Annotated in this window: 11 protein-coding genes; 6 read left to right on the top strand and 5 right to left on the bottom strand. The window is 73.2% G+C overall.

What is annotated here, in order from left to right:
* From OG490_RS32125 to OG490_RS32105, 5 genes are all read left to right on the top strand, one after another.
* Positions 1-699 (top strand): iron-containing redox enzyme family protein, encoded by a 699-nt coding sequence (locus tag OG490_RS32125; protein WP_330299772.1) that lies wholly within the window; start codon positions 1-3, stop codon positions 697-699.
* Positions 696-2276 carry an MFS transporter gene (locus OG490_RS32120; protein WP_330299771.1) on the top strand — a complete coding sequence of 527 codons (1581 nt, stop codon included), beginning with the start codon at positions 696-698 and terminating at the stop codon, positions 2274-2276. Before OG490_RS32125 ends, OG490_RS32120 begins: the two co-directional genes overlap by 4 nt.
* Positions 2277-2403: 127 nt before the next feature.
* Positions 2404-5523 carry an AAA family ATPase gene (locus tag OG490_RS32115; RefSeq protein ID WP_330299770.1) on the top strand — a complete coding sequence of 1040 codons (3120 nt, stop codon included), beginning with the start codon at positions 2404-2406 and terminating at the stop codon, positions 5521-5523.
* Positions 5524-5579: 56 nt separating this feature from the next.
* The gene (locus OG490_RS32110; RefSeq protein WP_330299769.1) at positions 5580-7253 is read left to right on the top strand and encodes a B12-binding domain-containing radical SAM protein; all 1674 of its coding nucleotides are present in this window, start codon (positions 5580-5582) and stop codon (positions 7251-7253) included.
* Positions 7254-7329: 76 nt separating this feature from the next.
* Entirely contained in the window at positions 7330-8016 is a 687-nt protein-coding gene (locus OG490_RS32105; RefSeq protein ID WP_330299768.1) for a 2OG-Fe(II) oxygenase, read from the top strand.
* A gap of 3 nt (positions 8017-8019) precedes the next feature.
* Here the strand turns inward: OG490_RS32105 and OG490_RS32100 are convergent, their stop codons facing one another.
* Positions 8020-8496, bottom strand: coding sequence for a helix-turn-helix domain-containing protein (locus tag OG490_RS32100; protein ID WP_330299767.1), 477 nt, complete (start codon positions 8494-8496; stop codon positions 8020-8022).
* Positions 8497-8779: 283 nt separating this feature from the next.
* On the opposite strand from OG490_RS32100, the gene OG490_RS32095 reads away from it, so the two are divergent.
* The gene (locus tag OG490_RS32095; protein ID WP_330299766.1) at positions 8780-11077 is read left to right on the top strand and encodes a LuxR C-terminal-related transcriptional regulator; all 2298 of its coding nucleotides are present in this window, start codon (positions 8780-8782) and stop codon (positions 11075-11077) included.
* On the opposite strand, the gene OG490_RS32090 is transcribed toward OG490_RS32095, so the two are convergent.
* The 4 genes from OG490_RS32090 to OG490_RS32075 form a co-directional block, all read right to left on the bottom strand.
* Positions 11009-12310: an MAB_1171c family putative transporter gene (locus tag OG490_RS32090; RefSeq protein WP_330299765.1), complete on the bottom strand. Its 1302-nt coding sequence runs from the start codon at positions 12308-12310 to the stop codon at positions 11009-11011. The genes OG490_RS32095 and OG490_RS32090 overlap by 69 nt on opposite strands.
* The gene (locus OG490_RS32085) at positions 12303-12905 is read right to left on the bottom strand and encodes a ParH-like protein (protein ID WP_330299764.1); all 603 of its coding nucleotides are present in this window, start codon (positions 12903-12905) and stop codon (positions 12303-12305) included. The genes OG490_RS32090 and OG490_RS32085 overlap by 8 nt, the downstream gene beginning before the upstream one ends.
* 234 nt (positions 12906-13139) lie before the next feature.
* Positions 13140-14570: a dihydrolipoyl dehydrogenase family protein gene (locus OG490_RS32080; RefSeq protein WP_330299763.1), complete on the bottom strand. Its 1431-nt coding sequence runs from the start codon at positions 14568-14570 to the stop codon at positions 13140-13142.
* Positions 14571-14610: 40 nt separating this feature from the next.
* Entirely contained in the window at positions 14611-15096 is a 486-nt protein-coding gene (locus OG490_RS32075) for a thioredoxin family protein (protein WP_330301148.1), read from the bottom strand.
* Positions 15097-15160: the final 64 nt, after the last annotated feature.

Genomic DNA, 15160 nt, shown 5'->3' with positions numbered 1-15160 from the left:
GTGGAGGAGCAGACGAGGTCGCAGGCGCTGCGCCGCAAGATCGGGCTGCTGATGCCGGCGGTGGACGCCGCGTCCCGACAGATGTGGACCCATCCGCACAGCGACCAGGTGTACCTGGAGTGGCTCAGGACGCTGCACGGGACGATCCGGGCCACGGTGCCGCTGATGCTGGCGGCCGTCGAGCAGTGCACTGTCCGTCAGGACGACCCGGTGGCCGATCTGGTGGGCCGCTACCTGGCCAAGCACATCCGTGAGGAGTACGGGCACGACCAGTGGGTGGCCGACGACTACGTGGCGGCCGGGGGCGATCCCGAGACGCTGCGCACGACGCTGCCGGGGGCGGCCATCGCCTCGCTGGTCGGATCGCAGTACTACTGGCTGCGCCATGCGCATCCGGTGGCGCTCGTGGGGCACATCGCCGTGCTGGAGGGCAACCCGCCCGGTCCCGGGCTGGCCGGTGACCTGGCGGTCCGGACCGGGCTGCCGGAGGCGTCGTTCCGCACCATCGCCCGGCACGCCCAGCTGGACGTGCAGCACCGCGACGACGTGCACCGGCTGATCGACCGGCTGCCGCTCGACCCGGCGCAGGAGGAACTGCTGGGTGTGAGCGCGCTGCACTCCATGAGGGGGCTGATCGAGGTGATGGAGGACGTACTCGGCCGGGTCCACCGGCGCACCCCGGTGGCCCTGGCCGGGTGAGCCGCGTGCGGGTTCCGGGCCCGCTGGCGGGCCGCGACTTCCGGCTGCTGTACAGCAGCACGGTGGTCTCCGGTCTGGGCGACTGGCTGGACCAGGTGGCACTGCTGGTGCTGGTCACCACGGTCTGGCACGGCGGTGCGGGCGATCTGGCGCTGGTGGTGGCCGCGAGCATGCTGCCGCTGCTGGCGACCCCGTTCCTGGCGGTGCTGGTGGACCGCCGGCAGTCGCGCCGGGTGCTGATCCTCACCGACCTCGTGCAGGCGGGGCTCACCTTGGGCCTGGTGGTCGCCCCCGGGGTGTACTGGGCGGCCGGGCTGGTGCTGGTCCGTTCGGCGCTGGGCTCGGTCGGCGGGCTCGCGGGCCAGATCCAGTTGCGGGTCTCGGTGCCGCCCGACGGTGTCCAGGCCGCCACCGTGCTGCTCCAGACGGCGATGCAGTCGGTCAAGATCCTCGGGCCCGCGCTCGGTGGTCTGCTGGTCGCCTTCATGTCACCCCGGGCGGTGTTCGCGGCCAACGCGTGCACGTTTCTCGTCGGGGTGATCACCGCCCGCGCCCTGCGCAGCACTTCGTCACCTTCCCGGAATGCGGATCTGCATTATTTCAAAGAACTGGGGGAAGGCTTCCAGCACGTTTTCGGATCACGCCTTCTGCGTTCCCTTCTGTTCGTCATGTGCAGCCTGATGTTCGTCGTCTTCCTTTACGACTCCATGGCCGCCCTGATCGTGCCGGCCCTGGGAATGGGCACGTCCTTCATCGGCTACATGGTGTCCGCCGTCGGATTGGGCGGGGTCGTGGGTTCGCTGCTCATGGGCCGTTTCGCGGCGCGGCTTCGACCTTTCCTCACCGTGGCGGGGTCGGTCCTGGCGATCGGCTGCATCATCGTCGCCATCGGATTCGCCATTGTCCATGAAATACGTATTGACTCCGCCGTATGGCTGTGTGTTATTTTCCTTCTGGGAATCGCAAGCGCCGGAATTCTCGTCACTTTCCCCAGCGTCGTACATTCCGAGACGCCGGTCGAACTGACCGGCCGGGTATGGGCGCTCATGAATTCCGCGCCAGCCGTACTGAACGTGCTGGCCCCCGTGCTGGCGGCGGCCCTGGTCGTGTGGATCGGGATCGGAAACCTGCTGCTGCTGGCGGGCGCCGCCCTGCTGCTCGCCGCTGTCGTGGTCGCCGTCCGGCTCGGCGGCGTACCGCCGACCGCCCCGCCGTCCACCGCCCCGCCGTCCACCGCTCCGAAGTCCGGCGCGGACGACGGTGTCGGCCGGGCCGAGGCGCCGACGCCCGGACCGGCCCCCCTGAACTCCGGTGCACCGCACCGGGAAACCAGAGCCCCGCGCGTGAAACGCGCAGGCTCGTCAACCGAGGAGATCACCATGGCAGACAAGATCGACAAGCTCGCCGAGGCCGGTTTCGCCCTCAACGACGCCAACGACGCCCAGCAGGCGGTGCTCAAGTCCCTCACCGAGGACGAGATCGACGTCCTGCTGAGCGTCAAGTCCCGCGTCGAGGCCGCGGGTTCGGACGTGGAGGGCCACTCGGTCTCCGACCCCAGCGGTGGCTACCTCTGGTAGTGCCGACCCTCGTCAGGGGATCGGCCCCGGACCGGTGATGTCTGGGCCGTAGCACCAACAGGGTGGTTCACGACGGGGCAAGCGTCGTGAACCACCCGGTTGCCGCTCAGTGAACGGGGAGGACAGTATGACCAAGCCCACCGGTCCCATCGTAACCACCGCGAGCCCGTGCACCGGCTGCGGTGAGGACAACCCGTCGGCGGCCCGCTTCTGCATGGCCTGCGGGGCCGAGATCGGACCACCCGCCACTCCCGCCAGCGGCCTGCGCTTCGTCTCCGTCATCTTCTGCGACGTGGTCGGCTCCACCGGACTGGCCACCTCGCTGGAACCCGACCGGTGGGCGGCCGTCCTGGACGGCTACTTCTCCCTGGTCGGCTCGCTGGTGGAGCAGTACGGCGGCAAGGTGGAGAAGTTCATCGGCGACGCGGTCGTCGCCGTGTTCGGCGTCGAGGGGCACGGCGAGTCGGCCGCCGCCGCAGCGGTCTCCGCCGCCACCGCCATCGGGCACCGCACCGGCGAGTACGCGCGGAGCCTGGGCGAGCTGCTGCTGGGCGACTTCCCGGTGCGGTCCGCGGTCGCCTCCGGCCATGTCGCGGTCAGCGGCCGGACGTCGAGCTTCGTCATCGGCTCGGTGCTCAACCGGGCCGCCCGGCTCCAGCAGTACGCCCCCGACGACGGGGTGATCGTGGACCTGGCCACCCGGCTCCAACTGCAGGACCACTTCCCGCTGCGGGCGATCGAACCGGTCGCGGCCAAGGGCTTCGCCCGGGCCGTCCCGGCCTGGATCGTCGGCCCGGCCGGCGCCCCGGCCCCCGGGACGGGCACCGTCGGACGGACCGGCCTGGTCGGCGAGTTGGCCGCCCGCATCGGCGTGGCCGCCGCTGCCGACGGCCCGACCCTGATCCTGGTCGGGGGCCCCTCCGGGGTGGGCAAGTCCCGGCTGGTCGCCGAGGTGCTCGACCACTGCCCCGGCCTGGCCACAGCCGTCCTGCGCTGCCCACCCGCCGGGACCGGACTCGGCCTGCTGGCCTGCTGCCTGTTCCTGGAGGAGATCGAGAACGCCGCACGGCAGGGCCACGACAGGGTGGACGTGACGGTGCAGCTGACCGGCGCCTCCACTCGCGCCGAGCAGGCCCTGGCCCAGGACCGCGGCGAGCTGGGCCGTGCGCTCACCGCGGCACTGGACCGCCTGCGGGGCGCGCGGCCCCTGCTGCTGGTCGTCGAGGACAGCGAGTGGACCCCCGGGGCACTGGCCGACCTGCTCGACGAGCTGACCGCCGCACCGGGGCGGCCGGTCGTCGTACTGCTGGTCGGGGTCTCGGCCCCCGAGGCGCTGGCCGGCCGGGAGGACCACCGGCTCACCGTGCCGCCACTCGGACGGCCCGACGCGCGGCGCCTCGCCCACCGGCTGCTCACCGCGCAGCACGACCCGACCGCCGCCGACGGCTCCCGGTCCACCGGCACCGCGGTCCCTGGACAGGACCCGGCCCCCGCCGCCCCGCTCTCCCCCGGCACCGCCGCCGAGGAGATCGCCTCACGGGCCGGCGGCATCCCCCGGTACATCGAACAGATGGTCGTCCTGAGCCGCTTCGCCCAGCCCGGCGACGACTGGGCGCCACCCAGTGCGCACGCCGCGCTCGGCGCCCGGCTGGACCAGTTGGACACCGACTCACGGGAACTCCTGGTGCTGCTCGCCGCCGCCGGCCGGGCCCTGTCCCTGGAGGACCTGGGCGCCCTGATGGACCCCGACAGGGTCGCCGCGGCCGCGGCCTGCCTCCTCGAAGCCGGGCTGGTGGTGTCCGCAGGCGCCCACAAGGGCCGACTGGCCCCGGCCTTTCCGGTGGTGGCCGAGGTGGCACTGCGGCGGCTGACGCTCTCCGAGACCGCCGACGTGCACGCCGGGCTCGCGCGCTCCCTGGAACCGGTCGCCGAACGGCGCCCCGCCGTCGCCGAGTTGCTGGCCCGGCACTGGGAGGCCGCGCACACCGCGTTGCGCGGGGTGGAGCCCGGCTCCGACCGGACGGCCCGGGCCGCCGAGTCCGCCGTGACCGCATTCGGCGTCGCCGCCCGCTTCGCCCTCTCCCGCGGGCGACCCGAACTGGTGCTGACGCTCACCGGACGCGCCCGCGCACTGGCGGAGGCGGACCGCGCGCAGGGCCACGACCTGGACGTCCTCGAGGCGTACGCGCTCGGCACCCAGGGAATGCCGCAGGCCGCCCTCGAACGCGTCGAGCGCGTGCTGTCCGACCCGGGCCGGGCCGCTCCTGCCGCCCGGATCCACGCCCGCCTCAACTCGCTGTACTCCCGCACCTATCTGACCGGCGACGCGCCCGCCGTACCGGACGATCCGCACTACCTCGCCGCGGTCGCCTCCCCGGAGCCCGAGGCCCGGGTCGGGGCCCACCTGTACGCCGGGCTCCAGTCCCTGAGGGCGGGCGACCACCCCGCCGCCGAACGGGCCCTGCGCTCCGCGCTGCGGTCGGCCGACGGCGCCGGGACCTGCCTGGGCCTGACCGAGGTCTACGCCAACCTGGCGATGGCCCTGGTCAACGGCGACACCCCGGTCCCCGCCGCACTCGCCGACTGCGAGCGGCTGCACCAGGAGGTCGCCGGTTCCCGGCTGCTGAGCTCGGCCACCGGTGTCGCGCTGGCGCTGGTGCGCCACATGTCCGGCGACCGGGCGGCGGCCGACTCCGCGATGGACGAGGCCGAGGAGGTGCTGCGCGATCTGGGCCAGGGCACCGGGGCCGCGACCATCGCGGGCTGGCGTGCCGTCCTGGCGGCCCGGTCCGGCGACTGGGGTGCCGCGGCCGACTGGTGGACCGTCCAGGGCGATCGCTGCGCCGCCCTCGGCATGGTCCGCCAGGCGTCGCTGTCCTGCCTGCAGGCCGAGCTGGCCCGGGAGGCGTCCGGTGAAGGACGGTCCGGCGGCGCGCGGGGCGGGGCCGCGCTCGACGAGGTGACCGTTCCACCCCGCGAGGCCTGGGCGGAGTACACCGTCGCCTTGCAGGCCCGCGCCGTACGGGCGTTGCGGGCCGGCGACCCGGAACCGGCCGCGACGCACCTGGACGCCGTGGTCCGCCATCTGGGCCAGGTGCACGGCAGCGGCGCGGTGATCACACCGCTGCTCTTCAGCGCCGTCCTCGCCCGCCGTACCGGCCTCCCGGTGGCCGGGCGGGCGTTGACCGCGCTCCAGCGGGCCATCGAAGCCAAACAGGACCTGGGCGTGCGCGCCCCGCAGGCCTAGGCCGTCTCTCCGCACGACCCGTCCCCCGCGGGGGAACTCCGAGAAAGCAGCTGCCCGTGCGCGTCCTCCTGCTCTACGCCAACCCCCACCAGGTCCTGCCGGTCGGCCCGTACGGACTGGAGATCCTGCGGGCCGCGGTCACCGAAAGCGGGCTGCCGGTCGAGGTGTCCGTGTGCAACCCGTTCCTCGAATCGCTCGACCACACCGGCCTGTTGACCGAGGTGCTCGACCGGACCCGGCCCGACCTCGTCGCACTGTCGATCCGCAACATCGACAACGCCGTGGTCGCCTGCGACACGGCGGCCGGCTCGGACGGGCGGTGGATCGACGTGGTGGACTATCTGACGCCCATCGCCGAGCTGACCGCGACGCTGCGCGCCTGGGACCCCGGGCTGCCGGTGGTGGCGGGCGGCGCGGCGTTCACCTCCTGCCCGGTGGAGGTGATGGACCGGCTCGGACTGGACTTCGGACTCGCCGGTCCCGGTGAGTCCGCGTTCACCGCCCTGCTGGCGCGCGTGGTCGCCGACGGCGGCACACGGGGCGTGCGGCAGGTGGTCGCCGAGACGCTGTCCACAATCCCCGGCGGCCTGGTGCGCACCGCCGACGGAGCCCTGGGACCCGGCCTGCGGCCGCAGCCCGACGTGGTGTCCCGGCCCACCACCGCGCTGCCGCGGATCGCACCGGAGTACGTGCTGTTCGCCAAGGCCCGGGGCATCCCCACCGCGCTGCGCAGCCACGCGGGCTGCCCGCTGCGCTGCTCGTACTGCGTCGATCCGCTGAACGTGGGCAGGGTGGACGCGCGCCCCGCCCGGGCCGTCGCCGCCGAGGCGGAGCACTACGTCGAGCAGTACGGGCTGACCCACTTCCATCTCGCCGCCCCCGAGGTCAACCTCCCCTACGAAGGGGCGCTGACCGAGGTGTGCGAGGCACTGGCCGGAAGCCGCCACGGCGAAGTGATCAGCTGGCACGGCTACTTCAACGTCAGGCCGTTCTCCGAGCGGCTGATGGACGCCCTGATCCGGTCCCGCTGCGTGCGTCCGAGCTTCTCGGTGGACGCCTTCGACGACCGGATGCTGCGCGGGCACCACAAGAACTACCGGATGTCCGACGTCGAAGACACCTTCGGCCTGTTGCTGCGGCGTCGGCCGGAGTGGATGGACGTTCAGATCGGGGTGCTGTTCGGCCAGCCCGGCGAGACGGCCGCCACCCTGGAGAACGCGATCCGCCACATCCGCCGACTGGCCGACCGCGGCGTGTCGGTGGGCTACTCCTGCGGGCTCCGGGTCTACCCGCACACCCCGCTGGCCCGCACCCCTCTCGACCCCCGGCACCTGTACCGGGCGGACGGGCCGCTCTCCGCGACCGGCGGCGCCGGACCCCGTACCGTCTCCGCGGCCGACCTGCTGACACCGCTGGTGTACTGCGAGCCGATGCCGCCCCGGGAGCTGGCGGCCCACCTTTCCGACCGGCTGTCCGACTGTCCCGGAGTGACCTTCATCGACGAGGGGCCGGTGAAGGAGGCCCGGCAGCCGGACTGGCTGCGCCCCCTCAACGTGGCCACCGTGCACCTCGCGCACGGGCGTTCGGGGCCCGCGGCCGAGATGCTGCGGCTGGTGCTGGGCTCGGGCGACACGCGGGCGGCGGGCATGACGCAGCGACTGCTCCAGGAGGCGGCCGCACGGCCAGCCGTCCCGGTGGGCACCGGGGGCCTCCAGACCGCCATCGCCTGACCGTGTCCGCCCCGGCCCGCCCGCGCACCCCTCCCGTCCCCTGCCGTACCGCCTTCCCCGTCCACGGAGGACACCCATGGAACTGACCTGGAGCACGGATGACTTCGCCGTCTTCGACGACTTCCTCGCCCCAGAGGCCGCAGCCACGCTGTGGGAGCAACTGCGCACCGAGGACTACCACTTCGTACACGGACGCCGGGACGGGGCGTGGAACAAGGTCTACGGGCTGTTGGACGGCAGTCCCCTCAGCGGGCCCGGCACGCTGAACGACCCGGAAGGCCACTTCACGGGACTCTTCGCCGACCACGCTGCGCACCCGTCCGGCGGGGCGACCGACGCCGTGGTGAAGCAACTGGCTGAGGAGGCGACCCGCATCGAGCCGTGGACCGGGCGGTTCGGAACGGACTGGCACGCCTTCACCTGCCGCCCCTTCCTCTACCCGCAGGGCTCCGGGCTGGCCTGGCACGACGACTCCGGCGACCGGGCCGCCTCGTTCGTGTTCTACGCGCACCCCGAGTGGCAGGCGTCCTGGGGTGCCGAACTGCTCGTCTCCAGCGGAACACCCGGGGCGCGGTCCGCCGACCAGAACGCCCACCTCACCTCGCGGATCGGACACTACGTCGCCCCGCACCCCAACCGACTGGTCGTCCTGCGGTCGGGCGTACCGCACATGATCAAAAAGGTGGAGCCGCACGCCGGGGACCGGGTCCGGGGCTCCGTGGCGGGCTTCTTCCTGCGCCGCCCGGCCGATCGGCCGCAGTGACCCTCAGACCCGGTCGTCGCCGGGTTCCGCCGCAGGCGGGGCCTCCCCCGCGCCCCGGGCACGCCGACGGGCCGCCTCACGGACGGCGATCACGTCGATGAGGTCGCTGACGGTGCCGAGCGCCTCGGAGGAGAGCCCCACGGCGCGCAGTGCCACGCTGCGCACCCCGGCGTCCCGCAGGGCGCCGAGGAGTTCGATCTCCGCGGCGATCTTCGCACCGTGCTCGTCGTCGAAGAAGTAGGCGACCGGGACCTCGAAGTGGTCGGCCAGGGCCTCCAGATGGCGCTTGGTCGGGTTGTTCCTGCGCCCGGTGCGCAACTGCCACAGGTACGTGGTCGAGAAGGACACCCCCGTGGCCTCCCGGCACGCGGTGGCGACCTCCTCATTGCTGAACGGCTGGCCGTCGGGCCTGCGGGCCAGCCGGAAGAGTCCGTCGATCTTCCGGCTCAGTGACGTAGGTGTGGGTTCCGTTTCGGCCACTGCCGGCTCCCTTCTGCCGCCGCCTCCCGTGCGCCTACCCGCACAGGCGAATCCAAGTCCGTTGATTTTCACTGTAGTTGACACCCCCGGAGTCGGCAGCCATGCTGAAGTGGTATACGGATATGAAAACTGCGACATGGTTGTTCATCTCAGATGAAACGCCTGGCTGTCCCCACCCGCCTGGGTCCACCTCCCGGAGCCGTTCTTGACGATCCCCGCGCCCTCATCCGTAAAGAACGCCCGCCCGTCCGCTGCACGCCCACCCACCGCGTTCCCCGCCGACATGGTCGGACGGGACGCCGAGATCGCCGCCCTGTCGGCGCTGCTGACGGATCCGTCGACCCCCGGCGTCCTGCTGACCGGCGTCCCCGGCGCGGGCAAGACGCGGCTCGCGGCCGAGGCGGCGGCCGCGTACTGCGCGTCGACCGGCGCCACCACCGTGCTCGTGGAGACCGCGGCCGAGCCGTCCGCAGACAGCGCGCTCGACCTTCTCGCCGGCCTCACCACCGGCCGGAACACAGGAGGGCCCCGGCCGCTCCTCCTCGTCGACGACCTCGACCGCTCGGACCACCACCGGCTGCTGCGGGCCTGCGCAGCCGCGTCCGTCGTGGTTCTCGGCACGGCCCGCCAGCCCCCCGCGGCCCACGGCCTCGTCCCCTTCCCGGTGGACCCGCTGCCCGTGCCGCTCGACTGCTCGGCGCTGGATCTCGCCGCACTGGCGCGCGTTCCCTCCGTGCAGGTGTACCTGGCCTGCCTGCGCACGATCAACCCCGCTTTCTCCCTCCAACTGCACAATCAGCAGGTCATCGCCCGGACCTGCGTCGAGGTGGGCGGCAACCCCGGCGCGCTCTGCCGCACCGCACGGGTCGCCGCACTGGAGAGCCCCGAGGTGGCGTGGGCCTCGCTCGGCGACCGGACCGTCCCGTACCCGGTCCACACCGAGGACTGCGATCCCTCCCCGGCACCGGATGGCGATCCGCACGGCGCCCCTCCCCGGGCCGCCGACGGCACGCCGGTCCGACTGCTGGCCCACTGCCAGGTGTTCAGCGGCGGCTTCGGCCCCGAGGCGCTGCGCCACATCACGGCCGTCGCGCCGGAGGAGTTCTCCTCGGCGTTGGAGACCCTGCTGCGCGGCCATCTGCTCACCGCTTCCACCCTGCCGTCCGGCCGCCTGGACGGCACGGCCCGGTTCCGGCTGCGGCTGCCCCCGGACGGACCCGCGCACCGGCTCCCGCCGCCGGAGGACACCGCGGCCCGGCTGGCGCACGCCCGCTACTACGCGGCCCTGGCCCGCGCCGCCGCCGACCGGATCGTCTCGGGGAACCAGCGCTCGGGACTGATCGCCTTCTGGAGCGAGGAACGCAACCTCCGTACGGCACTGGAGACGCTGCTCCGCCACGGGCTGACCGGCGAGGCGCTCGACCTCGTCGACGGCATCCGCGTCCACTGGCGGGCAACGGGGGGCTGGAACACCTGGGCCGAAGGGCGCCCCCGCCCCGACCCGTCGTGGACCGCGACCGGCCATCGCGACCGGATCCGCGTCGACCTGCTGCTCGGCGAGGCGGGCATCCTGGCGGGCCAGCCCGAGGCCGCCACGGACCTGCTGGACCGGATCACGGCGGAAGCCGCCCAAGCCGCGGGACTCTCCGCGCGGGTGACGCGGCTGCGGGCCCTGTGCGTCCTGGCCGCCGACCCCCATCGCGGCGCTGCCCTGCTCCACGAGGCGGCCGACCGGCACCGGTCCGACGGAGACCGCCACGAGGCCCGCTACGTGTCGCTGGAGGCCGCACTCGCGGGATTCCGTCTCGGCGACACGGCGGCCGCGGCGGCCACCGCACTGGAGGTGCTGGCCGCGGCCCAGCAGGGGCGCGACACGCTCGCCGCCGGTACCGCCCTGCTCCACCTGGCCGTCTTCGCGGCCGCGGAGGGACGCGCGCAGGCCACGGCGCACTACTGCGAGCGGGCCCTTTCGGCCCTGCGCGCCCTGGGGCCGCCGGCCGTCCTGGGCGCCATCGCCACCACGCTGGGCAGTCCCGCTCTGCCCGACGTCGTCGAACGCGCCATCGGAACCGCCCGCGGCCTGGGCGCCTTCCACACCTGGCGCGGCGCGTTCCCGGAGGAGGCGGGCACGCCCGACTTCGCCATGGCCCGGCTGGAGGAACCGGTACGGGAGCTGCTGGGCGAGGCCGCCTTCTCCCGCGCCCTGGTCGAGGGTTCCAAAGTCTCGCTCCCGGACCTTCTGGCTTCCCTCGTCCCGGCCCCCGCCCCTCCCGCCGCCGCGCCCGCGGGCCACTTATCCCCGGACACCCGAACCAGGATCGAGCCGCTGACGCCACGCCAGACCGAGGTCTCGCGCCTGGTGGCGGCCGGTCTGAGCAACCGGCAGATCGCCCACCGGCTGGCGATCTCGGAGTGGACCGTGGTCAACCACATCCGGGACACGATGAAGAAGCTGGGCTGTTCCTCCCGAGTGGAGATAGCGAGCTGGATGCACCACTCCGGCCTGCGCCCGTCACCGGAACCGCCCCTGTTCCTCCGCAGGGCCCTCCCCCTGTCCGGACCGACCCTCATCCCGTCCTAGGACGGCAACGGTCGGGGTCGCACCTTGCCGAACGCCAGGCCCTACCCGGCGGCGCATGTGCTCCACCAGCCCGGCCACGGTGAACGCCTCGGCCACCTGGACCAGCCACGCAGCCTCCTCCTCCACCGAGCAGTCGACCGGGTAGGCGAGCGCGACGCCCTGGTCCCCGCAGGCGCCGGACCCGAGCCGGGCGGACTCCAGTGCGGCCGCGATGACCGCGGCCTCGGCCAGCGCCGCGCGGCCCGCCGGGGGCACGGGGAACCGGGCCAGCGCCGCGTCCGCCAGTGCGCGGGCGTCGGGGGGAACGTAGGAACGGAGTTCCAGGTAGCCGTCCCGGATTTCGATCACCCGGCGATAGAGGGCGAACTCGGACCGGCGCAGGGAGAACAGGCGCACCGACGGCCAACCCAGGTCCAGGGACGTCCCCGGGGAGACGGCCCGTAGCGCCGACCACAGCGGCTCCAGGGCGCGGTAGGTCCGGTAGGCCCGTACCCACCGCCCGACCGCAGTGGTGAGGGGGACCCAGCCCCCGGCGGTCCCGCCCAGGACGCCCAGCACCAGACAGCACAGGCCGAGCATCCGGCCCACCGGGTCCAGCCCGGCGCTCTGCCGGTTGTCCACGGCCATGGTGACGATCGACGACACGCCCCACAGGGCCCAGACGAGGCCCACCGTGACACTGGCCGTGATCAGCCGAAGGCCGGTGCGCAGCGCGCCCGGACCCAGCCCCCGGGCGAACCGGTGCACCGGGACCAGGAACACGGCCAGGCACCACAGGCTGTAGCCGGTGAAGACCGTGTCGCTGGAGGCGAGGAGCACCGCTCCGGTCCCCTCCGCGAGAAGCGAACCGTGCAGGGTGCGTACACCGGAGGAGAGGAACAGCACCCCGCACAGCACGATGGCCGAGACGGTGACGCCGATGTGCAGCCGCCCGGTCGGCAGTCGGGGCCGGGGCAGGCCGATTTCGATGACGGTCAGCGGGAGGAAGGCGAGGCCGGCCATCTCCATCTCGCGGCCCAGGAGGTGGGTCAGCTGCGGGCACCACGGCCACAGCCACTCCAGGTACATCGTCGGAGCGGCCAGCAGGGCCATCGCCGCGGCCATGCAGAATCCGAAGCGGCACAGGTAGCGCACCGCGAAGGGCGAGTCGCTTCCGCCGCGCAGCAGGCGCAGTTCGTAGCAGCCCAGCCACAGCGCGGCGACGGCCGGGAGGTACGCGAGCAGGTCAGGCACGGGGCCGCTCGGGGCGGCGGGAAGGGGCCCCTACGAGGGTTCCGGCCCATCCGTGGTCCCGTCCGTGGTCCCGTCCGTTGTCCGGTCCGTGGTCCCGTCCGTGGTCCCGCCCGTGGTCCGGTCCGTGGTCCCGTCCCGGCACGGCACCCTCCCTCAGCACCCGGTGCAGGATGAGGGAGGCGAGCAGTTCTGCCTCCTGCTCGGCGGGCTCGGTGTACACGGTGCGGCCCAGGACCCGACGCACCAGGTCGGGCGAGAGTCCGGGCAGCAGCGCGCGTACGCCCGGTGTCTCGGGGGTGGGCAACCGATCGTGCCCGCAGAGCAGGTGGGCCGCCTCGTGTACGAGGATGTGCTGCCGGTGCAGTGCGCTGGTCCCCGGGGTGCACAGGATGTAGTCGGCGTGGTCGGTCGTCACCAGCAGACCGCACGGGATCGCCGCGTCCACCGCGACCGGCAGGATCTCGATCGGGCGGCCGCGCCGTTCGGCCAGGAGGGCCACGAAGGTCTCGGCGTCGAAGGGGTCCGGCAGTTCCAGCCCCTCGGAGAGGGTGCGAACCCTCCGCCACAGGCGTCTGCGCGACCGACTGGCGAGCATCAGGGACCCCTCCCACCAGAACGGCGCCACCGCTCCGCGTCCGCTGTCGTCGAGCGACCCGACGTCCCTGCCCCGGGCCGCTCAGACGTCCGCTCCGAAGGATCTGCCCGAAGCATATTTTTTGATTGTGTGCGCGTCCAGTAGTACGCCGACAGAGCGCACGTCGCGCTCCCGTTGCGCGCCTCACCGCAGGTTGGAGACGGAAGGGTGCGACCCGCCGGTACCTACCTGTACCTACCCTCTATACGCCTCCAGCAGCCGGAGCCAGATCTCGCTGATCGTCGGGAACGCCGGGACCGCGTGCCACAGGCGGTCGATCGGGACCTGCGCCGCGACCGCGATCGTCGCCGCGTGCAGCAGCTCGGCCGCGCCCGGGCCCACGAAGGTCACCCCGAGCAGGATCTCGCGGTCCAGGTCCACCACCATGCGGGCCCGGCCGCGGTAGCCGTCGGCGTACAGGCCGGCGCCGGAGACCTTACCGAGGTCGTAGTCGACGGCCCGGACCCGGTGGCCCGCCCGCTCCGCTTCCGCGAAGGTCAGCCCGACCGACGCGGCCTCCGGGTCGGTGAAGACGGCCTGCGGAAGGGCCTCGGTGTCGGCGGTCGCCGCGTGGGCACCCCAAGGGCCGGTGTCGAGCTGCGCGTTGCCCGCCGCGCGGGCGGCGATGACGGCTCCCGCGATCCGGGCCTGATACTTCCCCTGGTGGGTGAGGAGCGCCCGGTGGTTGACGTCGCCGACCGCGTACAGCCAGTCGATCCCCGGGACCCGGCAGCTGTCGTCCACCTCGATCCACCCGCCCGGCGTGAGGCCGACGGTGTCCAGGCCGATGTCCTCGGTGCGCGGCGAGCGGCCGGTAGCCATCAGCAGTTCGTCGCCCTCCAGCCTCTCGCCGCCTTCGAGCACCACGGTGACCGGCCCGGTCGAGCCGTCCCGTACGACGGATTCGACCGCGACTCCCGTACGGACCTTCGCGCCCGCCTCGCGCAGCGCCTCGGCCACCAGCTCCCCGGCAAACGGCTCCATGCGCGGCAGCAGCCCGGAGCCCCGTACCAGCAGGGTCACCTCGGAGCCGAGCGCCTGCCAGGCGGTGGCCATCTCGGTGGCCACGACCGAGCCGCCGACGATCAGCAGCCGGCCCGGCGCCGCCTGGGCTGAGGTCGCCTCGCGGCTGGTCCACGGCCGGGCGTCCACCAGGCCGGGCAGATCGGGGACCACGGCCCGGGTGCCGGTCGCGATGACCACGGCGTGCCGGGCGGCGAGCACGTGGTGCTCCCCCTCGGGGCTGGTGACGGCGACCTTCCGGACCCCGTACAGCCGCCCGTGCCCCCGGTACACATCGGCGCCGACCGACTCCAGCCAGTCGATCTGGCCGTCGTCCTTCCAGTTGCCGGTCCAGTAGTCCCGGTGCGCGAACACCGCCTCCGCGTCCAGCGGGCCCGCGACGGCTCCCGCGAGACCCGGCACCCGGCGCGCGTCGGCCCGGGCGAGCACCGGGCGCAGCAGCGCCTTGCTGGGCACGCAGGCCCAGTACGAGCACTCGCCGCCCACCAGCTCGCTCTCGACCAGGGCCGTGCTCAGCCCGGCGGCGCGGGTCCGGTCCACGATGTTCTCGCCGGCCGGGCCCCCGCCGAGGACCACTACGTCGTACTCCACCGCTTCAGTCATACGGGCCAGTCTCACCGCGGGGCGAGGGCCCGTCACGTACTCAGGCGTCCGGCGCGGCGGCCTCCGGGGTCCCGGCGTCCGGTGCGCCGCCGGTCTCGCCCTTCTGCTCCGCGGCGATCTTGGCGCGCACCTCGTCCATGTCCAGGGCGCGGGCCTGACCGATGAGGTCCGTCAGGGCGGCTTCCGGCAGGGCGCCGGGCTGGGCGAAGATCGCCACCTGGTCGCGGACGATCATCAGGGTCGGGATCGAGCTGATCTGGAAGGCGGCCGCGAGCTCCTGCTGGGCCTCGGTGTCCACCTTGGCGAAGACCAGGTCGGGGTTGGCCTCGGCCGCCTTCTCGTAGACCGGGGCGAACTGCAGGCAGGGGCGGCACCAGCCCGCCCAGAAGTCGATCAGCACGAATGAGTTCTCGCTCACCGTCTGGTCGAAGTTCTCCTTGGTGAGTTCGACAGTAGCCACGATTGTCCAGACCTCCTGATTGCTGCACTTCTTGTCCTCCGTGAACGAACGGAGGACCCGAAGCATTCCGACCCCGGCGTTGCGCACGGTCGCGGTTCTGAAGCGGTGATGGAAGCGGTACCGAAAGCGG

Origin of the sequence: Streptomyces sp. NBC_00503 (genome assembly GCF_036346895.1) — a bacterium.
In the GTDB taxonomy this organism is placed as follows: Bacteria; Actinomycetota; Actinomycetes; order Streptomycetales; family Streptomycetaceae; genus Streptomyces.
The sequence above is the reverse complement of the archived record's forward strand: the minus strand, read 5'-3'. Positions and strand labels throughout refer to the sequence as shown.

Bases quoted from the DNA above. Each gene is read 5' to 3' on its own strand.
- OG490_RS32085 (WP_330299764.1), bottom strand. From the start codon at position 12,905: ATGCTCGCCAGTCGGTCGCGCAGACGCCTGTGGCGGAGGGTTCGCACC.
- OG490_RS32115 (WP_330299770.1), top strand. From the start codon at position 2,404: ATGACCAAGCCCACCGGTCCCATCGTAACCACCGCGAGCCCGTGCACC.
- OG490_RS32095 (WP_330299766.1), top strand. From the start codon at position 8,780: ATGGTCGGACGGGACGCCGAGATCGCCGCCCTGTCGGCGCTGCTGACG.
- OG490_RS32080 (WP_330299763.1), bottom strand. From the start codon at position 14,570: ATGACTGAAGCGGTGGAGTACGACGTAGTGGTCCTCGGCGGGGGCCCG.
- OG490_RS32105 (WP_330299768.1), top strand. From the start codon at position 7,330: ATGGAACTGACCTGGAGCACGGATGACTTCGCCGTCTTCGACGACTTC.
- OG490_RS32075 (WP_330301148.1), bottom strand. From the start codon at position 15,096: ATGCTTCGGGTCCTCCGTTCGTTCACGGAGGACAAGAAGTGCAGCAAT.